This is a genomic window from Verrucosispora sp. WMMD1129 (genome assembly GCF_029581255.1).
Taxonomy (GTDB): domain Bacteria; phylum Actinomycetota; class Actinomycetes; order Mycobacteriales; family Micromonosporaceae; genus Micromonospora; species Micromonospora sediminimaris.
In genome coordinates this window covers 2,647,459-2,670,226 of sequence record NZ_CP120741.1, presented here as the reverse complement: position 1 = coordinate 2,670,226, position 22,768 = coordinate 2,647,459, and the positions used below count along the sequence as shown (strand labels likewise).

General features: G+C 71.5%; 19 protein-coding genes. 13 read left to right on the top strand and 6 right to left on the bottom strand.

The window, feature by feature from the left end:
- Positions 1-28 precede the first annotated feature (28 nt).
- From O7624_RS12160 to O7624_RS12130, 7 genes are all read left to right on the top strand, one after another.
- Positions 29-1,093, top strand: a complete 1,065-nt coding sequence (locus tag O7624_RS12160) for a BMP family ABC transporter substrate-binding protein (RefSeq protein WP_282240613.1) — start codon at positions 29-31, stop codon at positions 1,091-1,093.
- 161 nt (positions 1,094-1,254) lie between these two features.
- On the top strand, positions 1,255-2,985 hold the full coding sequence (locus O7624_RS12155) for an ABC transporter ATP-binding protein (RefSeq protein ID WP_307818564.1): 1,731 nt from the start codon (positions 1,255-1,257) through the stop codon (positions 2,983-2,985).
- Between the two features lie 61 nt (positions 2,986-3,046).
- Entirely contained in the window at positions 3,047-4,372 is a 1,326-nt protein-coding gene (locus O7624_RS12150) for an ABC transporter permease (RefSeq protein WP_282240075.1), read from the top strand.
- Between the two features lie 3 nt (positions 4,373-4,375).
- Positions 4,376-5,656: an ABC transporter permease gene (locus tag O7624_RS12145; RefSeq protein WP_093408163.1), complete on the top strand. Its 1,281-nt coding sequence runs from the start codon at positions 4,376-4,378 to the stop codon at positions 5,654-5,656.
- Positions 5,657-5,895: 239 nt separating this feature from the next.
- Complete coding sequence (locus tag O7624_RS12140; protein ID WP_093408160.1) at positions 5,896-6,600, top strand: cytidine deaminase; 705 nt, start codon at positions 5,896-5,898, stop codon at positions 6,598-6,600.
- A gap of 230 nt (positions 6,601-6,830) precedes the next feature.
- Entirely contained in the window at positions 6,831-8,111 is a 1,281-nt protein-coding gene (locus O7624_RS12135) for a thymidine phosphorylase (RefSeq protein WP_282240074.1), read from the top strand.
- Between the two features lie 106 nt (positions 8,112-8,217).
- Positions 8,218-8,898, top strand: a complete 681-nt coding sequence (locus O7624_RS12130) for a DUF4272 domain-containing protein (RefSeq protein WP_093408157.1) — start codon at positions 8,218-8,220, stop codon at positions 8,896-8,898.
- Here the strand turns inward: O7624_RS12130 and O7624_RS12125 are convergent.
- Positions 8,895-9,803: a putative RNA methyltransferase gene (locus O7624_RS12125; protein WP_282240073.1), complete on the bottom strand. Its 909-nt coding sequence runs from the start codon at positions 9,801-9,803 to the stop codon at positions 8,895-8,897. The genes O7624_RS12130 and O7624_RS12125 overlap by 4 nt on opposite strands.
- A 143-nt stretch (positions 9,804-9,946) precedes the next feature.
- Here O7624_RS12125 and O7624_RS12120 point away from each other — a divergent pair, with 143 nt between their 5' ends.
- Positions 9,947-11,026 carry an adenosine deaminase gene (locus O7624_RS12120; RefSeq protein WP_282240072.1) on the top strand — a complete coding sequence of 360 codons (1,080 nt, stop codon included), beginning with the start codon at positions 9,947-9,949 and terminating at the stop codon, positions 11,024-11,026.
- Between the two features lie 18 nt (positions 11,027-11,044).
- On the opposite strand, the gene O7624_RS12115 is transcribed toward O7624_RS12120, so the two are convergent.
- A complete protein-coding gene (locus O7624_RS12115) occupies positions 11,045-11,389 on the bottom strand; it encodes a hypothetical protein (protein WP_282240071.1) in 345 nt (114 codons plus the stop codon).
- Positions 11,390-11,849: 460 nt separating this feature from the next.
- Here O7624_RS12115 and O7624_RS12110 point away from each other — a divergent pair, with 460 nt between their 5' ends.
- From O7624_RS12110 to O7624_RS12095, 4 genes are all read left to right on the top strand, one after another.
- Positions 11,850-15,332, top strand: coding sequence for a nitrate- and nitrite sensing domain-containing protein (locus O7624_RS12110; protein WP_282240070.1), 3,483 nt, complete (start codon positions 11,850-11,852; stop codon positions 15,330-15,332).
- Positions 15,329-15,733 (top strand): roadblock/LC7 domain-containing protein, encoded by a 405-nt coding sequence (locus O7624_RS12105; RefSeq protein WP_013731521.1) that lies wholly within the window; start codon positions 15,329-15,331, stop codon positions 15,731-15,733. Before O7624_RS12110 ends, O7624_RS12105 begins: the two co-directional genes overlap by 4 nt.
- A gap of 100 nt (positions 15,734-15,833) precedes the next feature.
- On the top strand, positions 15,834-16,211 hold the full coding sequence (locus tag O7624_RS12100) for a DUF742 domain-containing protein (RefSeq protein WP_091634396.1): 378 nt from the start codon (positions 15,834-15,836) through the stop codon (positions 16,209-16,211).
- A gap of 1 nt (position 16,212) precedes the next feature.
- A complete protein-coding gene (locus O7624_RS12095) occupies positions 16,213-16,806 on the top strand; it encodes an ATP/GTP-binding protein (RefSeq protein ID WP_091260490.1) in 594 nt (197 codons plus the stop codon).
- A gap of 96 nt (positions 16,807-16,902) precedes the next feature.
- On the opposite strand, the gene O7624_RS12090 is transcribed toward O7624_RS12095, so the two are convergent.
- The 3 genes from O7624_RS12090 to O7624_RS12080 all read right to left on the bottom strand — a co-directional run bounded on the left by O7624_RS12090 (position 16,903) and on the right by O7624_RS12080 (position 21,672).
- The gene (locus O7624_RS12090; protein WP_282240069.1) at positions 16,903-18,093 is read right to left on the bottom strand and encodes an ABC transporter substrate-binding protein; all 1,191 of its coding nucleotides are present in this window, start codon (positions 18,091-18,093) and stop codon (positions 16,903-16,905) included.
- A gap of 176 nt (positions 18,094-18,269) precedes the next feature.
- Positions 18,270-20,618, bottom strand: coding sequence for a transposase (locus O7624_RS12085; RefSeq protein WP_282240068.1), 2,349 nt, complete (start codon positions 20,616-20,618; stop codon positions 18,270-18,272).
- A 40-nt stretch (positions 20,619-20,658) separates the two neighbouring features.
- Positions 20,659-21,672: a DNA primase gene (locus O7624_RS12080; RefSeq protein ID WP_093406176.1), complete on the bottom strand. Its 1,014-nt coding sequence runs from the start codon at positions 21,670-21,672 to the stop codon at positions 20,659-20,661.
- A 79-nt stretch (positions 21,673-21,751) separates the two neighbouring features.
- Here O7624_RS12080 and O7624_RS12075 point away from each other — a divergent pair, with 79 nt between their 5' ends.
- On the top strand, positions 21,752-22,093 hold the full coding sequence (locus O7624_RS12075) for a helix-turn-helix transcriptional regulator (RefSeq protein WP_282240067.1): 342 nt from the start codon (positions 21,752-21,754) through the stop codon (positions 22,091-22,093).
- Positions 22,094-22,096: 3 nt separating this feature from the next.
- Here O7624_RS12075 and O7624_RS12070 read toward each other — a convergent pair whose 3' ends face one another.
- Positions 22,097-22,768 carry a permease prefix domain 1-containing protein gene (locus O7624_RS12070; RefSeq protein ID WP_282240066.1) on the bottom strand — a complete coding sequence of 224 codons (672 nt, stop codon included), beginning with the start codon at positions 22,766-22,768 and terminating at the stop codon, positions 22,097-22,099.

Sequence of the window (22,768 nt, the reverse complement as noted above, 5' to 3'; positions counted from 1 at the left end):
AGGAGACGTCTTGCGCTCGGTGCGTGGGATGCGGATCGCCTCGATCATCGCGGCGGGTGGGCTCGTGCTGAGCGCCGCCGCCTGTGGCGAGGCCCCGGATGAGGACAACAACGCCGGCTCCGGCGGCGAGGCGTACACCGCCTGTATGGTCACCGACGTCGGCGGCATCGACGACAAGTCGTTCAACGCCTCCGCCTGGAAGGGCCTGGAGGACGCCAAGGCGGAGAACGACAACATCGACATCAAGTACGTCGCTTCCAAGGCCGAGGCGGACTACGAGCCGAACCTCACCCAGTACGTCAACCAGGACTGCGACTTCATCCTGGCGGTTGGTGGCCTGATGGGCGACGCGACCAAGGCGATCGCCGAGGCGAACCCGGACCAGCAGTTCGGCATCGTCGACGCCGACCCGGGGGTGGCCAACGTCTACCCGATGCAGTTCGACACCGCCCAGGCTGCCTTCCTGGCCGGCTACGTCGCCGCCGGCATGAGCGAGAGCGGCAAGGTGGGCACCTACGGCGGTCTGAAGATCCCGCCGGTGACCATCTTCATGGACGGCTACGCCGACGGGGTCGCCTACTACAACGAGGCCAAGGGCAAGGACGTCCAGGTCCTCGGGTGGAACAAGGACACCCAGAACGGCTCCTTCACCAACGACTTCGTCAAGCAGGACGAGGGCAAGAAGGTCAGCGACGCGTTGGTCGCCCAGGGCGCGGACATCATCATGCCGGTGGCCGGCGGCGCCGGCCTCGGCACCACCGGTGCGGCCCAGGCCTCCAACGGCAAGTACAACACCATCTGGGTGGACGTCGACGGTTGCGAGAGCACCCCGAACTGCCCGGCGATCATCACCACCGTGGTGAAGAACATCCCGGGCGCGGTCAAGGAGGCCGTGCTCAAGGCCGCCGGTGGCGAGCAGCTCCAGGCGGACCCGGGCTTCATCGGCACCCTGGCCAACGACGGCGTCTCGATCGCCCCGTACCACGATTTCGACAGCAAGGTTCCGGCCGAGCTGAAGGCCGAGGTCGACAAGCTGAAGGCGGACATCGCCGCCGGCACCGTCAAGGTCGAGTCGGCCGCCCAGCCGAAGTGACCCGTCGCCGGCCGTCCCCGGTGAGACGATCACCGAGGGCGGCCGGCGCGCAGAGCCACACCTGATCCGGCCGCTGCGGCACGGGGGAGACCCGCCGTGCCGCAGCGGCCGATCCGCGCCACCGGTCCGGCCGACGCCAGGCCCGCCCGCCAGCAGCTACGCTGCACCATCGCTTCGCACTCCAGGAGGTTGCGCTGAGACTCGAACTGCGCGGCATCACCAAGCGGTTCGGTGATCTGGTCGCCAACGACCACATCGACCTGACGGTGGAGCCTGGAGAGATCCACGCCCTGCTCGGCGAGAACGGCGCGGGCAAGTCCACCCTGATGAACGTGCTGTACGGGCTCTACCAGCCCGACGAGGGCGAGATCCTGGTCGACGGCAAGCCGCTGCGGCTGCGCGGCCCCTCCGACGCGATCGCGGCCGGCATCGGCATGGTGCACCAGCACTTCATGCTGGTGCCCGTCTTCACCGTCACCGAGAACATCATGCTCGGCGCCGAGCAGGTACGCGGCGGCATCGCCGGCTTCCTGGACCGGCGTCGCGCCCGGCGCGAGGTCGCCGAGGTGTCCGAGCGGTACAACCTGCGGGTCGACCCGGACGCGGTGATCGAGGACCTGCCGGTCGGCATCCAGCAGCGGGTGGAGATCGTCAAGGCGCTCACCCGGGACGTCGACCTGCTCATCCTGGACGAGCCCACCGCCGTGCTCACCCCGCAGGAGACCGAGGAACTGCTCACCGTGATGCGGTCGCTCAAGGCCGCCGGCAAGTCGATCGTCTTCATCACCCACAAGCTCGGCGAGGTCAAGGCGATCGCCGACCGGATCACGGTGATCCGACGCGGGAAGACCGTGGGTACGGCCTCGCCCGAGGCCAGCCGGGACGAGCTGGCTGCGCTGATGGTCGGCCGCACGGTCCGGCTCACCGTGGACAAGGCCCCGGCCACCCCGGGCGAGCCGGTCCTGGAACTCTCCGGCCTGGTGGTCGACGACGACCGTCAGGTGCGGGCGGTGGACGGCGTCGATCTGACCGTACGCGCGGGCGAGGTGCTCGGTGTCGCGGGTGTGCAGGGCAACGGACAGACCGAGCTGATCGAAGCGATCATGGGGCTGCGCCCGGTGCTCGCCGGCACCATCACCCTGAACGGGCAGCGCATCGACGGCTGGTCCACCAAGAAGGTGCTCCGGGCGGGCGTCGGCTACGTGCCGGAGGACCGCAGCGTCGACGGCCTGGTCAAGGAGTTCACCGTCGCCGAGAACCTGGTGCTGGACATGTACGACCGGCCGCCCTTCGGCCGGGGCCTGTCCCTTCGGCCGGACGAGATCAACAGGTCGGCGCGGGAACGGATCGAGCAGTTCGACGTGCGTACCTCGTCGGCCGATGCGCCGGTCGGCACCCTCTCCGGCGGCAACCAGCAGAAGGTGATCGTGGCTCGGGAACTGTCCCGGCCGCTGAAGCTGTTCATCGCCGCCCAGCCGACCCGGGGGGTGGACGTCGGCTCGATCGAGTTCATCCACAGCCGGGTCGTCCACGAGCGCGACGCCGGCACCGCCGTGCTGGTGGTCTCCAGCGAACTCGACGAGGTGATCGGGCTGGCCGACCGGATCGCGGTGATGTACCGCGGGCGGATCATCGGCGTGGTCGGCCCGGACACCCCCCGCGAGGAGATCGGCCTGCTGATGGCCGGCATCACCCCGGACGCGACGGGTGGTTCCCCGCAGGACGGGTCCGCGCCGACCGCGACCACCGACCCGGACGTGGTGGCCACCACCGACGCGGACGTCGTGTCCGACGCGGGTACCCCGGCAACCACCGACCGGGACGTCCCGGCCACCACCGACGGCGTGGTGTCGGCCGAGGGGCCAGGCAGCGAAGACGAGAAGGACCGATGAGCGAGCGAACCATCAGGCACGGCGGCCCTGCGGCGGCACGGAGCGGAGCGGAGTTGCCGGCATGAGTGACCCCAACGCCCAGCCGGGCTCCCCGGACAAGGAACCGGCGAGTGAGGACCAGGCCGCCCGGACCGCGGTCGGCAACACCGAACGCGCGGAGGCGGCCACCACCACCGGTAAGCCGGGACCCCGCCCCACACTGGGGCGGCTCTTCCTGGAGAACCTGTGGGCCGCCAACACCTTCACGGTGACCCTGCTCTCGCTGGTGCTGGCGATGGTCGTCGGCGCCGTCCTGATGATCATCTCCGACCCGGAGGTGCTGGCCACCTACAGCTACATCACCGCCCGTCCGTCGGACGCGATAAACGCCAGTTGGACGCTTGTCAGTGAGGCGTACGCGAACCTGTTCAAGGGCTCGGTCTTCGACCCGGCCGCGAGCAGCTTCAACGCGGCGTTGAGCCCCATCTCGGAGACGCTCACCTACACCGCGCCGCTGGTCTTCACCGGTCTCTCGGTGGCGCTGGCCTTCCGCGGCGGCCTGTTCAACATCGGCGCTCAGGGGCAGGCGACGATGGGCGTCATCCTGGCCGCGCTGGCCGGCTTCCTGCTGCCGCTGCCGCCGGGCCTGCACCTGCTGGTCGCCGTCCTGGCCGGCGCGCTCGGCGGGGCCATCTGGGGCTTCATCCCGGGCATCCTCAAGGCACGGACCGGCGCCCACGAGGTGATCAACACGATCATGCTCAACTACATCGCGGTCTACTTCCTCACCTGGCTCATCGTCCAGAACGGGGTGCAGGACCCGAACCGTACCGATGCGATCAGCCGGCCGGTGGACGCCTCCGCGCAACTGCCGCGACTCTTCGGTGACGGGCTGCGGGCCCACGCCGGCATCATCCTGGCCGTGCTGGCCACCTGGGCGGTCGCCTGGCTGCTCAACCGCTCCACGCTCGGCTTCGAGCTGCGGGCGGTGGGCGCCAACCCGGACGCCGCCCGCACCGCCGGCATCAGCGTCACCCGGACGTACGTGTTGATCATGGTCTTCGCCGGGGCGCTGGCCGGACTCGGCGGCTCGCAGATGGTGCTCGGCACGACCGCCGCGGCCCTGACTCCCCTGGTGGTCGCCCAGATCGGCTTCGACGGCATCCTGGTCGCCCTACTCGGCCGGGTGAAACCGTGGGGGGTGGCGCTGGCCGCGCTGCTCTTCGGCGCGTTGCAGGCCGGCGGCAACCGGATGCAGTCGTACTCGGGGATCTCGCTGGAGTTGGTCACCGTGCTCCAGGCCCTGATCGTCATCTTCATCGCCGCGCCGGCACTGGTGAAGGCGATCTTCCAGCTCCGGGCCGCGCGGGCCGCCCGGTTGCAGACGAGCCTCGCGAAGGGCTGGTGAGGCATGTCCACCACGGCTGTTCCCGACGTCGCTGTCGCGTCGGTAAACGAGGGCTTCTGGACCCGTACCCGCAAGGTCGGCCTGGTGCTGGTGGCACTGGGCCTGCTGGCCACCGTGCTGTTCGGCGCGCTCGCCACCGGCGAGCAGGCCCGCTTCACGCTCAGCGAGGATGCCGCCGGCGCCGCGTTGGAGATCAACGGCACCGTCGGTGCGATCGTCTTCGGCCTGATCGCGCTCGCGGCCGGCGGCTCGATGCTCGCCGGGCTGCCGAAGCGCTGGTTCGTACCGGTGCTCGCCGTCGGCCTGGTCGCCTTCGTGCTGTCGTTCCTGTGTTGGCAGGTCTCCGCCGCACCGACCGGCCAGAACTTCATGCCGCTTGTCAACATCGTGCGGGGCACCTTCCTGCTCGCCCTGCCGCTGATCTTCGGCTCGCTGGCCGGCGTGCTCTGCGAGCGCTCCGGCGTGGTGAACGTCGCCATCGAAGGGCAGCTGCTGATGGGTGCCTTCAGCGGCGCGCTGTTCGGCAGCATCTCCGGCAGCGTCTGGGTGGGACTCGTCGCCGCCGCCATCGGCGGCTCGCTCATCTCGCTGCTGTTGGCCGTGTTCAGCATTCGTTACCTGGTCGACCAGGTGGTCATGGGCATCGTGCTGAACCTGCTGGCGCTCGGCATCACCGGCTTCCTCTACGAGCGGCTGATGCAGACCGACGCCGCCCGGTACAACAGCGCGCCGCGGTTCAGCAACTGGGAGATCCCGCTGCTGTCGGACATCCCACTGCTCGGGCCGGCGCTGTTCCGGGGCAACATCTTCCTCTACCTCGCCCTGCTCCTGGTGCTCGTGATCCACATCGCGCTGTTCCGGACCCGGTGGGGCCTGCGGACCCGGTCGGTCGGTGAGCACCCGACGGCGGCGGACACCCTGGGTGTGCGGGTGCTCGGGCTGCGCTACCGCAACGTGATCATGGCTGGTGCCGTCGCCGGCATCGGTGGCGCCTCCTACACGCTGGCGCTCTTCTCGTTCACCAAGAACATGATCGGTGGCAAGGGCTTCATCGCCCTGGCGGCACTGATCTTCGGCCGGTGGAGCCCGACCGGTGCGCTGCTCGCCGCGCTCTTCTTCGGCTTCGCCGACCAGTTGGCCACCTACCTCGGCGCGATCAACAGTGTGATCCCGGGACAGTTCCTGGCCATGCTGCCCTACCTGGCGACGATTCTGGCCGTGGCCGGGCTGGTCGGTCGGGTACGGGCACCGGCCGCCGACGGCAAGCCGTACATCAAGGGCTGACCGTGCTCTTACCCCTCGACGAGGTCGTCAGGTGCCGCCGTCCAGTCTCCACGCAACTTCCCCGATACTGCTGCCTCGGCCGGAGTTGAGGCAGCAGCATCCCTGAATCTGTGCGGATCTTGGGAGCGTGATCGGGCTGGGCCTTTGCCTCCCGGGCGTCGCGGTCAGGAGGGTCGGTGCCACTGCCGTGGGTGACGCCGCGTTAAAGCTGGTCAGCAGCCATGCGGCAGAATGTCGGGATGAGTGAGATCGACTGGGAGCGGCTGCGGGCCGCCGCCACCGAGGTGATGCGGCACGCGTACGTGCCGTACTCGAAATTTCCGGTCGGTGCCGCGGCGCTCGTCGACGACGGCCGGGTCGTGGTCGGCTGCAACGTCGAGAACGCGGCGTACGGCGTTGTGCTCTGCGCCGAGTGCGGGGTGGTCTCCTCACTGCACGCTACCGGCGGCGGTCGGATCGTCGCGCTGTCCTGCGTCGACGCCACCGGCGAACCGCTGATGCCGTGCGGGCGCTGCCGGCAGTTGCTCTGGGAGCAGGGCGGGCCGGAATGTCTCGTCGAGGCCAAGGGCGGCCCGCTGCGGATGGCCGAACTGCTGCCGCACGCCTTCGACGTGGCCGACATCGAGGCTGTCACCGGGGAGCGGCCGGTGCCGGTGGTGCCCGACCGGTTGGCCGCCTGGCGTGGCCGGGGCACCGTCTTCGTGCACCCGGACCTGTCGGACGGCCAGCAGGTCTGGACGGCCTACTGGGAGCGCTCGGCCGGTGACGACGCGGGTGCCGAGACCGGGGTGCTTGAGGAGGGGCCGAGCTGGGACGACCCGGCGGAGGCGATCGGCTGGGGGCTGGCGCGTACGCCCCGGGTGGTGGTGGTCGACGCGTCCGGCACGATCTTCTGGGCCGGTGAGGGCGAGCCACCGTCGGAGATCCCGGTTCGCTGGGGTTGAGCTTGTCGTTGGTTGCGCTTGGGGCCGGGGTCGACCGTGCGACCGCGGTTGCGGTTGGGGCCGGGGGCCTGCCGTACCCGGCTCCGGGCGGTCAGGCTTGATCCCTCCGCCGGGCACGGCAGGCCCCCGGCCCGTCGTGGTCAGCGGCCGTGCGACGGTCACGGCGCGCTTGCCCGGCGGTGGGCACGGTGCGCGAATCTTGCATTGCAGACGACTAGGAAGATCCTTTGATGAGTGGTTTTGCGGCGGTTGATGTGATTCGGGTCAAGCGGGACGGGGGGGTGTTGTCGGACGGGCAGATCGACTGGGTGGTGGACGCGTACACCCGGGGGGTGGTCGCCGACGAGCAGATGTCGGCGCTGGCCATGGCGATCCTGTTGAACGGGATGACCGGCCCGGAGATCGCCCGCTGGACGGCTGCGATGATCGCCAGTGGCGAACGGCTCGACCTGTCCTCGGTGACCCGGCCGACCGTCGACAAGCACTCGACCGGTGGGGTCGGTGACAAGATCACTCTGCCGCTGACCCCGCTGGTGGCGGCCTGCGGGGCGGCGGTTCCGCAGCTGTCCGGGCGCGGTCTCGGCCACACCGGCGGCACGCTTGACAAACTGGAGTCGATCCCGGGTTGGCGGGCGGCGCTGAGCAACGAGGAGTTCACCGCCCAACTGCGGGACGTCGGCGCGGTGATCTGCGCTGCCGGCTCCGGGCTCGCCCCGGCCGACCGCAAGCTCTACGCGCTGCGTGACGTCACCGGCACCGTCGAGGCCATTCCGCTGATCGCCAGCTCCATCATGAGCAAGAAGATCGCTGAGGGAACCGGCGCGCTGGTGCTGGACGTGAAGGTGGGCTCCGGCGCGTTCATGAAGTCGGTCGACGACGCCCGGGAGCTGGCCCGCACCATGGTGGAGCTGGGTGGCGCGCACGGGGTGAAGACCGTCGCCCTGCTCACCGACATGTCGACCCCGCTCGGTCGGGCGATCGGCAACGGCATCGAGGTGACCGAGTCGGTGGAGGTGCTCGCCGGCGGCGGGCCGGCCGACGTGGTGGAGCTGACCCTGGCGCTGGCCCGGGAGATGCTCGACGCGGCCGGGCTGCCCGATGCCGACCCCGCCGCCGCGCTGCGCGACGGGCGGGCGATGGACGTCTGGCGGTCGATGATCCAGGCACAGGGCGGGGACCCGGACGCTCCGATGCCCCGGGCACCCGAGGTCGAGGTGGTCCGCGCCGACACGGACGGTCACGTCGCGGCGGTCGACGCGTACGCCATGGGGGTGGCCGCGTGGCGGCTCGGCGCGGGTCGGGCGCGCAAGGAAGACCCGGTCAGCGTGCCGGCCGGCGTGCTGCTGCACAAGCGTCCCGGCGACCCGGTACGCGCCGGGGAACCCCTCTACGAGCTGCGGGCCGAACGGGCGGAGCTGATCCCGGCGGCGTTGGCGGAGGCCGCCCCGGCGGTGACCGTCGCCGCCCGGCCACCGGTCGCGGTGCCGCTCGTCATCGAGCGCGTCGAGTGACGAAACCCTGGTCCCGGCCATGGTGTCGGAGCGTGAGGGCCGCTATTCTCGCAGGCCAGGGGGGACCGTCGGCGCCGAGACATCGTGATCAGACAGGGATGTTGCCGTGATCGTGCCTGCCCCCGACCCCCGTGAGGTGCGTGAGGCGAGCCTGGACGAGCTGTCCCGGTTGCGGCTGCCGTTGCCCCCGCCGCAGTTTCCGCTGGTCTGGGAGCCGGGCGATGACATCGAGCTGCGGCCGACGGCGGAGATCGAGGCGCGGATCGCGGTGCTGCACCTGATCCTGGCCCGCTGTTTCGGCATGCCGCCCCAGGCCGCGATGAGCTGGCTGCTCGCCTCGCACCTGGTGGAGATGGTCACTCCGCCGGAGTTCCACTTCGTCACCGGGGCCAAGGGCGACCACCGCTCCTTCGTGCTGCACCATGACGCGCTGTTCTCGCTGGCCTGGGTGCTCGGCCTGACCAAGCAGCTGGATCCCACAATGCCGGCCGACGACCGGCTGGTGGAGCGGCTGCCGCACATCGCCGAGGGGGAGACCTTCCGGCAGTGGCGGTCCCGGATCCTGGCCGCGCCGCAGCATCCGGCGGACGCGGCTGCCCTGCTCGACCTGCACTACTGCCTGGACTGGTCGTACCTGGAGGTGAGCCGCGCCGGCCGGAGCCTGCCGGGGCTGGTGGACGCCAACGCGATAGGTCAGCGGCGGTGGGCGCTGGAGTGGGCGGTGATCCTGCGCGGGCCGTACCACGACGAGCCCCCGGGCTGGGAAGAGGTCGACCTCTCCACCTAGGGCGGGTCTCCGGGAGACGCGCCCTGGAGCCGGTACGTCCCGAGCCGCACCGCGACGGTCACCCGGACCGGCTCGCCGAGGGTTTCGACCCGGGCGGCCAGCCCCGCCGGATCGGTGTGCCAGGCGCTCGGGCCCATGCCGACCAGGGTGGCGACCTCCGGGCGGGAGAGCGTCAACTCCTGCCGGTGCACGGTCGTCGACTCCTCGGTGAAGTGCCCGGCCAGACTGGCCGCCACCCGGTCCGCCTTGGCCGGGTCGACCCGCAGCAGGCCGAGTGCGGCGACCAGTTCGGTGAGGTGGTCGGCGGCCGGGGTCACCACCAGCAGCCGCCCGCCCGGGGCGAGTACCCGGCGGAACTCGGCGCCGTTGCGGGGTGCGAAGACGTTCAGCAGCAGCGCCGTCGAGGCGTCCGCCAGCGGTAGTCGCTGCCAGGTGTCGGCCAGCGCGGCGGTGACCCGCGGGTGGGCGCGGGCGGCCCGACGGAGCGCCGGTTTGGAGATGTCCAGCGCGAGACCGACGGCCGCGGGCACGGCCGCCAGCACCGCGGCGAGGTGCCGGCCGGTACCCGCGCCCGCGTCCACCACCAGCGGGTGCGCGCCGGGGGCAGTCGGGTCGGCGGCGAGGGCGGTGTCGGCGGCGAGGGCGGTGTCGGCGGCGTTTGCCAGGGCGGCGGAGATCACGTCGTAGTGACCGGCGGACAGGAAGTCCGCCCGGGCGCTGACCATCTCGGCGGTGTCACCGCTGTGCGGAGCGCGGCCGGTGAGCAGGTTGACGTAGCCCTGGCGGGCGATGTCGAAGCTGTGTCGGCGCGGGCACCGCAACGCCCGGGATCCACCGGTGACGACCTCGGCGAGCGGGTCCTGGCAGACGGGGCAACGCAGCCACGCCACGACGCGGGAAGGCATCACGGCTGTCTCACGCGTCGAGTCTAGGGCGGGCATCGGAGCCATCCTGCCTACGGAGGGCCTCGACACACGCCCTGCGCGGGCACTCGACAGGAAGCGCGGACTAGGGTCGGGAGCATGGGCTGTGAGCGGGGCGAGGGGCGATGAGCACGGATATCGGGTACGAGGACATCGTCAGGGCGCCGAAGGCGTTGTTGCACGATCACCTGGACGGCGGCCTGCGCCCCGCGACGATCGTCGACCTGGCCGCGGAGATCGGTCATGAACTGCCCACCACCGACCCGGCGGAGCTGGGGCGCTGGTTCGTGGCGGCGGCCGACTCCGGCTCCCTGGAGCGCTACCTGGAGACCTTCGCGCACACCGTCGCCGTGATGCAGACCGCCTCCGCGCTGCGCCGGGTGGCCCGGGAGTGTGCCCTGGACCTGGCCGCCGACGGGGTGGTCTACGCCGAGGTCCGGTTCGCTCCGGAGCAGCACCTGGAGCAGGACCTGACCCTCGACGAGGTGGTCGAGGCGGTGCTGACCGGTTTTGTGGAGGGCAGCACGCTCGCGGCCGAGGCCGGCACGCCGATCCGGGTGGGCACGCTGCTCACCGCGATGCGGCACGCGGCTCGTTCGCAGGAGATCGCTGAGTTGGCCGTTCGGCACCGCGACCACGGCGTGGTGGGCTTCGACATCGCCGGTGCGGAGGCGGGTTTTCCACCCACCCGGCACCTGGACGCCTTCGAATACCTCCAGCGGGAGAACTTCCACTTCACCATTCACGCCGGCGAGGCGTTCGGGCTGCCCTCCATCTGGCAGGCGATCCAGTGGTGCGGCGCCGACCGTCTCGGCCACGGAGTCCGCATCGTCGACGACATCACCCCCGGCCCGCAGGCCCAGCTCGGCCGGTTGGCCGCGTACGTGCGGGACAAGCGGATCCCGCTGGAGCTGTGCCCGTCGTCGAACGTGCAGACCGGTGCCGCCGCGTCCATCGCGGAGCATCCGATCGGGCTGCTGCGGGATCTGCGTTTCCGGGTGACCGTCAACACCGACAACCGGTTGATGAGCGGCACCTCGATGTCCCGGGAGATGGCGTTGCTGGTCGACGCGTTCGGCTACGGCTGGCGCGAGCTTCAGTGGTTCACGATCAATGCGATGAAGTCCGCCTTCATCCCCTTCGACGAGCGGCTGCGGATCATCGACGAGGTGATCAAACCGGCGTACGCGAAGCTGCTCGGCTGACCGACGTCCGGTCGGCGGTCAGCCGATCTGCGGCGGGTGGCCGGCGGCGAGCAGACCGGCCACCCGGCGCAGCACGTCCCGGCCACGGGCGGCCTCCGCACCGAGACCGGTCTGCCGACGCAGCACGGCCGGTTCCGCGCGCAGCAGCGCCAGGCCGCGCAGCAGCAGGACCCGTGGGCCCTTGCGCTGCTCGGCGAGATCCCGGGCGAGCCGACGGAGGAAGGTCGCGCTGCGCGGCCGGCGCAGGGCGTACGCCCCGGCGAGGAGCCCGCGTCGCCGGCACTCCCCGACGATCTCGGCGGCGAAGATCCCTTCGGCTACGAAAAGTGGCGAACTGGCCAGCTCGAAGCGCCGAGTGGCCACCCGGCGATCCTCATTGATGGCGTACACCGGCACGTCCGCCCGGCCGTGTCGGACCAATTGGTCAATAACCTCCACCGCTGCCTCGGCGTCCCACGAATCGGGCGACTCCCAATCGATCTGACCGTTCCGTATCGGTAACGTTGGGTCATCGCCGTCCTTGTAGAAATCGTCCAAACAGAGCACTGGCAGCCCGGTTTGTTGCGCTATATACGACTTTCCGGAGCCGGAGGGGCCGGCGAGAAGGACGACTCGGTGCGGGTTGCTCATTACTTCAAGTAACTCCGAACAGACGGACCGCGATCAAATTGCATCAACATCTCATCACACCTCCGGCTGCGGCCAACCTGGGCTTTCTCTTTCCGTGGCGGCGTGATGGAATCTCGGATGGTCCGACCCGCCGGGTCGGCTGCTGGGCGTTGTCCGGGGGCAACGCGGACGCTGCAATCACGAGGGCGGTGACGTGAGCAAACGGCCGAAGACGGCAGGTTCTCTCCTGTCGCGTCTACGCCGGCCGGCAGGTCGGCTCCGCGACATGCCGATCTGGTCCAAGCTCGGTCTCATCATGATCGTGCCGACCATCGCCACGGTCGTCGTGGGTACCAGCGGTCTGGTCGACCACCTGGACGCGCTCAACGACGCCAACCGGGCCGGCGACCTCGCCGAACTCATCAGCCACTCCGGTGACCTGGTGGACGGCTTGCAGGACGAGCGGACCGCGGCGGTGCTGCTGCTGGGCCTGGACCCGGAGAAGGCCACCGCGGCGCAGAAGGAGGCGGCGGCCACCCGCTACAACGACGTCTCGTCGCGGGTCGACCAGGAGAAGGCCCCCTACTCGCAGCAGCGGTCCGACCTCAGCGATCTGCCCGTCAGCCTGAACGGGCTGCTCGAACAGATCGACGAGGGTCTCGGTGACCTGCCCGGCGCCCGCAGCCAGGTGTTGAACGGCAAGTTCCGGATCACCGACGCGATCCAGTCCTACGACGAGCTGATCAATCAGCTGCTCACCGTTCGCGACTCGGCCAGCCAGCTGGCCGGTGACAACGACCTGAGCGACCGGATGCGGGCCGCCGCCGCGGTGGCCCGGGAGAAGGAGTGGCTCTCCGTCCGCCGGGTGGTCGTGCACCGGGCGCTGATCCTGGGCGGCATGAGCTCGACCCTGCGGACCGACTACATCTCCAGCGAGACCGGTCAGCAGCAGGCGCAGCAGAGCTTCGACGCGGTGGCCACCGAGGCGGAGGCCGAGTTCCACGCCCAGACCATCGGCGGCGGTGACCGCCGGCAGGCAACGATCTACATCAGCCAGGTCAACGCCGACAACTCGCAGAACCTCGCCGGCATCTCGTTCACCCCTGAGCAGTGGGACGCCGCGCTTGTCGCCAACGGCCAACTGATCCGCTCGGTCGAGTCGAAGTTCGACTCCGACGTGGTGGAGCAGGCCGGCGAGCTGCGCTCCGAGGTGCAGCGCACGGTGTTCCTGGAGACCGGCCTGCTGCTCACGATGCTGCTGCTGGCCATCTTCCTGGCGTTCCTGGTGGCCCGCTCGATGGCCCGCTCGCTGCGTGAGCTGCGTCAGGGTGCGCTCTCCATCGCCCAGTACGGGCTGCCCCAGGCGGTGGCCCGACTGCGCGACCCGCAGGTCACCGGACAGCTCTCGCCGGTGCAGCTGGCCAACCAGATCGCCGAGCCGCTGCCGGTACGCAGCAAGGACGAGTTCGGCCAGGTGACCGAGGCGTTCAACGCGGTCCACCTGGAGGCGGTCCGTACCGCGGCCGAGCAGGCCGCGCTGCGGTCGTCGGTCGCGACGATGTTCGTCAACCTGGCTCGCCGGTCGCAGATCCTGGTCGACCGGCTGATCGGCCACCTCGACCGGCTGGAACGCGGTGAGGAGGACCCGGACCGGCTGGCGGAGCTGTTCCAGCTGGACCACCTCGCCACCCGGATGCGCCGCAACGACGAGAACCTGCTGGTCCTCGCCGGTGCCGACTCGACCCGCGTGCAGCGCGAGCCGGCCGCACTGATCGACGTGCTGCGGGCCGCCCAGTCCGAGGTCGAGCACTACACCCGGATCGAGTTCGGGGTGATCGACCGGGACATCGAGGTCGCCGCGCACGCGGTCAACGATCTCGTCCACCTCGTCGCCGAGCTGTTCGACAACGCGACAGCCTTCTCGCCACCGGACTCTCAGGTGCTGGTGGAGGCTCGCCGGGTCGGCGACCGTGCCTCGCTGTACGTCGAGGACCGGGGTATCGGCATCAGCGGCGAGCAGCTGGCCGAGCTGAACGAGCGACTGGCCACGCCGCCGCAGGTGGACGTCGCCGTCTCCCGGATGATGGGCCTGGTCGTGGTCGCCCGCCTGGCCTCCCGGCACGGCGTGAAGGTCGAGCTGCGGCCCGGCGGCGACCGGGGCACCGTCGCCGAGGTCACGCTGCCGCCCACCGTGCTGGTGCCTCGGGCACTGTCCGGCCGGGGGCAGCAGCCTCCCGCACTGCCGGCCGCGGCCGGCCCGTCGTCCGGGCCGACTCCGGCGTTCGGCGCGCTGGCCGCGCTCGGCAACGGCGCTCACCCGCCGGCCCCGCCCGCCGCGCGTACCCCGGGCAGCTCGGGCAACCAGGTGACCCTCGGCGGTCGGCCCTTCGACCCGGCCAGCCGTAACGGCTCCGGTACGCCGACCACCGTGGGTAGCGGCGGCAACCTGCCCGCCTGGTCGGATCTGACCGGGGCCAGCAACGGCAACGGCAACGGCAACGGCTTCGCGCCGCTCACCTCGAACGGTCACCCGATCGATCCGCTGCCGCAGCGCCGGTCCACCGACGAGCCAAGCGGTCAGCCACCGGCCATCCCGCGTCAGCTGCCGAGCAGCCCGGAGACCGGTTCCTACGCTCCGCCGGCGGTGTCGGCGCCGCCGGTGCCCCCGGTGTCGTCGCCCCCCGTCTCCGGCACGCCCTACTCGGCCCCGCCGGTCTCGGCGGCCCCGGTCTCCGGTCACCCCGTGTCGGCCTCGCCCGTCTCCGGCTCACCCGTCTCGACTCCGCCCGGTGGTCCGCTGCCGCAGCGGCCCGTCTCGGCGGCGCCCAGCGCGGGTGCGCCCTCGGCACCCCCGGCCTGGCCGCCGGTCGCCGGGGAGTCGGCCGCACCGCCCGTGCCCGAGCGGCTGGCCGCCGCCCTGGACATGACCACCGAACTGCCCCGGGTGCAGCGTCAGACCCCGGCAGCCCGGCCCGCTCCCGCGCAGCACCAGCCGACCGCACCCACGCCGCCGCAGGCCCAGAACCGGCAGCGGTACGCCGACGAGACGATGGAACTGCCGATCTTCCGGGAGCTGGAGTCGGCGTGGTTCCGCACCCGCCGGCCGGGTCCGGAGGAGTCGGCCGGCGCGCGTCAGTCCGCCACGGCCGCCGCGACGACCCAGCAGCTCTCCACGGTCGACGTCGTCAATCGGCCGGCCCAGCAGCAGACCCAGACCGGGACGACAGGTAACGCACCGATGGCACCAAAGACTCCGACGGGGGCGGGCGCTTCCGGCGGGAGCGGCGCGGCAGCGAGTGGCGGGCCCCGGCCCGGCGCTGCCGACAGCGCGCCCTCGCACCGCCCGACACCTCAGGAGAACATGTGGCGGACCGCGGCCGACGACGGTTGGCGCGCGGCAAGTGCCGCCAGCCAGGCGCCGGCGGCCGGCACCACCGAGACCGGGCTGCCGAAGCGTACGCCGATGGCACAGCTCGTGCCGGGGGCGGTGGAGAAGCCCACCACCTCGGTGCAGCGTCGTAACCCGGAATCGGTACGCGGTCTGCTGTCCGCCTACCACCGGGGTGTCCAACGGGGACGTAGTCACCCCTCGGACAGCAACCCGACCGGCCCGGACGGAACTCCGGGCGGGCAGCAATCCTCGCAGTCTGGCTCTGGCCCGGTGGCCGGGAGCGGGCAGAAGGAGCAAGAAGGATGACTAGTACGCAGGATCTCGGTTGGCTGCTGGCCAACTTCGCCGATCGGGTACCCGGTGTCGCGCATGCGGTCGCCGTCTCCGCGGACGGCCTGCTCCTGGCGTCGTCCCGAGACCTCCCCCGGGACCGGGCGGACCAGCTGGCGGCGATCGCCTCCGGCCTGGTCAGCCTGACCCAGGGCGCGGCCCGTTGCTTCGAGGGAGGCGCCGTGCTGCAGACGGTGGTCGAGATGGACAATGGCTTCCTGTTCCTGATGTCGATTTCCGACGGCTCGTCGTTCGCGGTGCTCGCCGCGCGTAGTTGCGACGTGGGACAGGTCGGTTACGAAATGGCCCTGCTCGTTGACCGGGTGGGCGACGCCCTGACCCCGCAGCCGCGTACGGCTGTGGGGATGATGGGCTGATCGTCGCGCCGGCCGGTGGGGGCAGGCGGGGCGACAACATTGCATACGACGGGTAGCACCGGTCCAACCGGTGCCGGGTACGAAGGAGGTGAGCGGCAACATGGCTGATCGTGACGAGCCGACCGGCGCGCTGGTCCGTCCATACGCCGTAACCCGCGGTCGTACCCGTCCCCGCCTCGACATCGCCCTGGAGGCGCTTGTCGAGACGACGGTGCGCGGTCGGGCCGCTGCCACTGGCAATGGTGGCCAAGGCCGTGAGCACCAGTACATCGCCGCGCTGTGTGACGGACGCGTGCAGTCGCTCGCGGAGATCGCGGCGCGGATGCAGCTTCCGCTCGGCGTGGCCCGGGTGCTCATCGCCGACATGGCGACGGACGGCCTGGTCGCGGTCCACGAGCCGACCATCCTGGACGACTCGGACGACGCGGTGGGCACTGAATTGCTGGAGAGGGTGCTGAGTGGACTTCGCAGGCTCTGACATGTCGCACCGGCCGCCGGCCCCGAGCGGGCGCGTGACGTCGGCGAAGATCGTTATCGCCGGTGGATTCGGCGTCGGCAAGACGACGCTGGTCGGCTCGGTCTCGGAGATCACGCCGCTGACCACCGAGGCCATCATGACCTCCGCCGGAGTCGGCGTCGACGACACCCGGCAGGTGCCGGGCAAGACGACGACCACGGTGGCCATGGACTTCGGCCGCATCTCGATCGATCGTGACCTGATCCTGTACCTGTTCGGTACGCCGGGTCAGACCCGTTTCTGGTTCATGTGGGATGAGCTGGTGCGGGGAGCGATCGGCGCGGTCGTGCTGGTGGACACCCGCCGGCTGGCCGACTGCTTCGCGGCGATCGATTTCTTCGAGCACCGGCGGCTGCCGTACCTGGTGGCCATCAACTGCTTCGACGGGATGCAGTACCACGATCCGCAGGACGTCCGGGATGCGCTCGCCATCTCCAGCGACGTGCCGGTGGTGGCCTGCGACGCCCGGAACCGGGAGTCGACGAAGCACGTACTGATCTCGCTGGTCGAGTACGTGCTCACGATGCGTCGCTCCCGGGCCGTCGCGCCCGCCTGATGTTCGGCACCAGCGTCCGGTGACGGCCACCGCCGACACCGGGCGCTGGGTGCTGCCCCGGTGACGTGGGTGGGTGCCCCAGGGCACCCACCGTCGTCAGCTGAGCCGGTTCCAGGCACCGCCGTCGACGCGGTACACCCCGAGGGAGTGGCGGTCCATGCCACTGTGCCGGATCGGCGTGAACGAGTACATCCCGGCCAGGCCATCGGTGACCTGGTTCTGCAGGTACGCCCGTAGTCGACCACGGTCCACGCTGTCGGCCAACCGGGCCGCCGTGCTGATGAGCAGCAGCGCGTCGGAGGCGTACGGGGCGAAGCCACGGTAGGCGCCGTGCGCGCGGATGTACGCCGAGACGAGGTCGCGGTAGGCGCGCCCGGCGGCGCTGCTGTTGGCGATGGTGGAGCCGCCCAGCGAGGACGGATGGACCGCGTAGGAACCCTCGACGGCGGGCAGATTGGGACGGTCAAGGGTCTCCTCGGCCACCGCCCCGGCGTCGAAGAACAACTCGCCGTCATGTCCGGCCGCGCGTAGTGCCCGTGCGGCGGCACCGGAATGGGGTGCGGTGGCCCAGACCACCACACCGTCCGCGCCGGCCGCGACGGCCTGCTCGGCGGCGCGGGCCATGCCGGCCCTGCCGGCCGGCAGCCGCACGGTGCTGGCCAGACCGACCTCTGCGGTGCGCAGCGCGCCCCGCATGGCCCGGACACCCGAGTCGCCGTGCAGCCCGTCCTCGGCCAGCACCACGACCCGGCGTAGCCCTTCGGAGCTGATCAGCTGGGCGAGCCGCCGTGCCACGTCGCCCGCGTCCGGGGTGACCTTGTAGACGTAGGCCCGCTGGGCCAGCGGCACGGCGATGGAGTCGCCGAACGCCAACGACACGAACGGCAGCCGGAGCTTCTGCGCCACCCCGATGACCGACATGGAGGTCTCCGCCAGGGTGGCACCGAGCAGGGCGTGCACGTCGTTCCGGCGGCCCAGCTCGGTCGCCTGCCGGGCAGCCAGTCGGGGATCGCTGCGGTTGTCCAGCACCTCGACGCGTACCCGTCGGCGGAGGTTGCCGACCGCCACGCCCTTCTCGTTGAGAGCCGCCGCACTGATTGCCAGCGCCCGTTGTTGGAGCACGCCCAGCGCCGCACCGGGGCCGCTCAGCTCCAGCGTGGCGCCGATGACCAACTCATGACCGGGGGTGGGCCGGGCGACGGCATCCTCCCGTCCGCCGTCGCGCCCGCAGGCGCTCAGCAGCAGGGTGCTCGCCGCCGCAGCCAGTACGCCACGTCGAGTGACCACGGATGGGCCGGTTACCGGTGTCGCCATGAGTCGCCTTCCCGCCCGGCGAACTGCCGCCGGATGTTCCGCGGGTATGCTCCCGGCCCTGCCGACCCGGCGTCAAATTATCCGGGTGTGGGCAGAAACACGCAGGTGAACGGCCTTGAAGAGGTCAATCGGCAGCACTGCGGCGCGGGTCAGGAGCGGTAGCCGGCGGAGCGGTACTCGTACTCCCGATCGTCGTCGCGGTCACCTGTGTCGCGGCTGAAGTCCCAGCCGCCGGCCGATTCCCGCCCGGGGCGCCCGCCGACCGCGAACCCGCCGATCTCCTGCCCCCGACGCCAGCCGCGGAAGTATCCGGTGGTGTTCTCGGCCAGGCTGGCGGCGTCACGCACTATCCGCAGCGGGCGCTCCTCCCGTAGCGGCGAACCGGGCACCAGGTTGGCCTGCGGTACGCGCTTGGGCAGCCCCGCGTTCGTCTCGGCACCCACTGCGGGACGGGCCGCCTGCTCGGCGGCCTGCCATCCGGTGTCGGCCGTGGTCGACCAGTCCAGGTCGGCCTCTTCGCCGTGCCCCACGAACCAGGCGGAACGGGCCTGCGCGAAGATCAGCAGATCGCCGTCGCCCTCGTCGGAGACCGGCGGCGGCCGGTGCTCGACCGGCGGTTCCGCCGCACGGCGGGCCGGTAGCTCCAGTCGCTCGTCCCCCCGGTTGCCGCGTTCGGTGCCGCTGCGGTCGACGAGCCGTAGCGGCACCGGCGTCTCCGGTGACGGCTGGGTGCCGTTGCGCAACGCCCGGTCGGCCAGCGGCGGCGGCTCGACCAGCCGCAGCACGGGCGGTTCCGGCGGCAGGTCGTCGGCGAGCCACGGCGGAGTGACCCGGCGGTCTGCACCCTGGTCGGTGGGAGGCTCGGGAGCACCGCGCCGGCCACGGTCGTCGTACGAACCGACGACCGGATTGCGGGGCGAGGTGTCGGCCGGGTTCTCCGGATTGTTGACCAGGGGCCAGTTCGAGCGGGATCCCGGGGGAGCGGTCTTCTCCTGCTCGGGGCGGGGTGCGGGCACCGGGACACTGAGGTCGGTGGCGCTGAATCCGCCGGTCGGTGTCGGTGGCTCGCCGTTCGTTTTCGGTCGGGGCGGGATGACGGTGCGCTGGCGCTCGGCGCGGGCGCTGTTGATCGCCGCCGTGGTGAGGGTCGGCCGGAACGGCTCGCCCGCTTCGGCGGGCGGGATCGAGCCGCGCTGCGTCGGTGCGATCGGCGTGATGCCGGGCGGCGGCGGTGGCGGCGCGGAGATCGGCCGGTTGGTCGGGCCGTCCACCCGGGACGGGTGCGACTCGGCCCGCGACGGCGAGGCGGGCGGCCCGGCCACAGCGGCCGGCGTCACCGGCGCGGGCGCGACCGGTGGGGGAGTCATCGGCGCGGGTGCCACCGGCGGGGGGCCGAGTGGACGCGGAGCGGCCGGCTGGGCATTGCCCGGCACCGGCTCCGGCCGACTGCGACGGCCACCGGCCGGCTCGGGGCCGCCGGGGCGCACCGACCGCAGGCCGGTCTGGCTGCCGGGAGTGCTCGCCGACAGTTCGCCGACCTGTTCGCCGCGTCGCGCGGCGGCTCGCCGGCCGGACGCCGCCGTTGGTCCGGCGGTACGGGCGCGCAGCGCACCGACGAGCGCCTCGCAGCCGGCGTCGCAGGCGCGGACCGAGGCGACCGCCTGTCGGATGGTCTCCGCGGCGGCTGAGGTGAGGGCCCGGTTGACGGTGGCCCGCCGTGGGGTCTCGGAAATGGCGACGCGTAGCGCGGTGACCGCCTCGTCGATCGCCTCCGCGTCGCCTGCCCCGTCGGCGGTGAGTTGAGCGGTGACGGCGTCCGCGGTGACCGCGGCGTCGCGGCCCCGGCCGGCCGCGTCGGTAAGCATGCCCGGCTCGGGCAGCGCGTCCAGTACGGCAAGCGGGATCGACTCGGCCGGGTCGGGGTAGGCGCGCAACGCCGCCGGGTAGAGCTCGCGGAGCACCTCGCGCAGCGCGACCGCGGCGGAGTGCCGACCGCTGGCCAGCGCGGCGTGTGCGGCGAGGACCTGCTTGTACCCGGCGAGTTCACGGGGAGCCGGCAGGGTCACCGCCGACAGTGCGCCGGCCTGCAACGCCCGGGCGAGACCGACGGCGCGCCGGACGGCCGGCGGCGATTGCATCTCCTCAAGCGAGTCGTCGTCGGCGAACCGTTCGGCGAAGTCGTCGACCGAGTCGTCGTCGGCGATCGCCAGCGGGCGACCGGCGGCGCTGAGCAGAGAGGTGATGGTGTGGTCGTCGCTGTCGGCGGCTATCGCCGCTCCGCTCGGCCCGCCCGAGCGTTCCACGAGCAGCGTGACCAGCCGGGCGTAGCCCGTCGGGTCGTCGCCGATCTCGCAGACATGCAGCAGACGGCCTGCGTCGTCGACCACAGCGGACGTCAGCGCCGATCCGGTCGAGACCGGTCGGTCGGCCGGGTCCGCCGAGGTCAGACCGCAGTACACGCGCACGAGCGCCACGGCGTCGTCCTCCTCCCGGGACACAGGGCTTTCTCTGCCAGAGACTGATGCTCCCTGGTGTGGGTCAGTCGCGCCAGTCCACGACCGCAGAGATCTTTCCGACAATGGTCCGCCAACCCAGACTTGCGGTTTGTGCCCCGATTTTCTTCAGCCTACGCCGTCCCATGAAGCCGCCGATGCCGCCGCCGACCGATGCCCGTAGCGCCTCGTCCAGGTCGTCGAGACTGGAGCCGGTGGAGAGCATGTCCAGCACCGCCGGCAGTCGCAGGGCGTACGCCAGGTCGCGGGCTACCTCGCCGGCCTCGATGAGCAGCGTCGGGTCCCAGGTGTCGTGCCCGCCGCGGAGGTTCTCCACGACGAGGTCGAGTTCGTAGACGTCATCGTCCAGCGGCGCGATGTCGGCCGGTTCCACCCGTTCGGACAGTTCATCCCAACTGTCCAGCTGAGACAGATCGTTGGGTGCGCCGGAACGGACGAAACTGACAAGCGACTCGGGCGTCTTGAACAGCAGCAGCCGACCCTTGTGGGTCAGGAAGACCGGGACTTCCTCGTCACCGGCCTCGTCGGCGGTGACCTCGTCGGCGTCTTCCTTCCCGTCTTCGGCGGCGTCGCCGCGCTGCGCCTGCTTCTCCTCGTCCTCGCTCTCGGCGAACTCGCGGGCGACGTCCTCGTCGAGGATGACGACGTCACCCTCCTCCTCGTCGTCGCTCTCGGTCGGGCTGACCTGCCGACGGGCAAGGAAAGGGTCGTCGGCATCGCGCTCGGCAACGTCGGTCGGGGTCAGCTCACGGGCCGACCGGTACGCGCGCAGGGTGAAGCCGGTGCCGGCCGGCAGGGCGATCTCCACCGGATCGATCCGCAGCTCGTCCCAGAGCGCGCGGTTCGCGGTCTCCGCCGCGGCGACGTCGGGCGCGGCGTCGGCCGGCTCGGCGACGTCCGGCTCGCTGGTGCCGGTCGTGTCATCGAGCTCGGGCTCGTCGGCGTCCGGCCGTTGGGGCGACTGGCGTGCCACGGTGACCTCCGTGTGCGTCGGGCTACCACCCCCGGCGCTGATGCCGGTGAGTGACTCTGGGCACATACCCTAGTTGGCTGCGCTCGGTAACCGCTGGCCGCACCCCGATGGCTCGCCAGGCGGATAACAAGTAGCGTGTCTACGCATGAACGCCCAGGCGCTGCACGGACACCTCGACGCCCTGCTCCTGGCCGTGCTGGAGCGGGGGGCCCTGCACGGCTACGCGATCATAGAGGCCCTGCGGGCGCGCAGTGACGGTCGACTCGACCTGCCTACCGGCACCGTCTACCCGGCGCTGCGACGGCTGGAGCGGGCCGGACACGTGGTCAGCGCGTGGAGCACCGTCAACGGGCGGGAACGGCGGACCTACGAGCTGACCGACACCGGCCGGCGGGCGCTGGCCGACCAGCGGTCGGGGTGGCGTGAGTTCAGTTCGACGGTCGGCCGCTTTCTGGGCCCGGGCACCACACCCACCCCGGCGGGCTGACCGTCAGCGGGCGGCCAGCAGCCAGGTGCGAGCGGCGCTGCCCAGCCACAGGTGGGCGGCGCCGCCGACGGCCATTCCGATGATCATCGGTGGCCAGGTGAGGGCCGCATCCCACAGCACTATCGACCAGGAGAACAGCCCGGCTCCGGCCACCGCGCCCAGCAGAGCGGTCCCGGTCAGCGCGACACCGGCGCTGCGTGCCAGCGCGGTCAGTGCGGGACGCGCCGAGCGGGCGGCGGCCGCGACCAGCACGAGCCCGGCCAGACCGAGCAGGAAGGCACCCGCCCAGATCCACTCCACCGACTGCGACAACAGCAGGTAACCGGAGGGTGGTCGTGGTCCGTTGCTCCAGCTTGATCCGTGCCAGGTCAGGTCACCGGCGATCGAGCCGATCGCGGCGATGGCGACCACTCGCAGAGACAACCCGCGCAGCGCGGCCACCGCGAGTTCGGCCTGGTAGGCCGGGGCGAGCTGATCCGGCGTACCGAAATCGGCGACCGCTTGGCGCGACGCCTCACCGGCCGGCAGGCCGCTGTCCCGGTACGCCTCGGCGGCGTCGAGCAGCCCGTGCCGCGCCTCGGTGATCAGATCGGCCCGCAGCCGGCGTGGCCCACGGAGCCGACCGGCGAGCTGCCGCAGGTGCTCCTCGACCAACACGTCATCCCCGACCGGCAT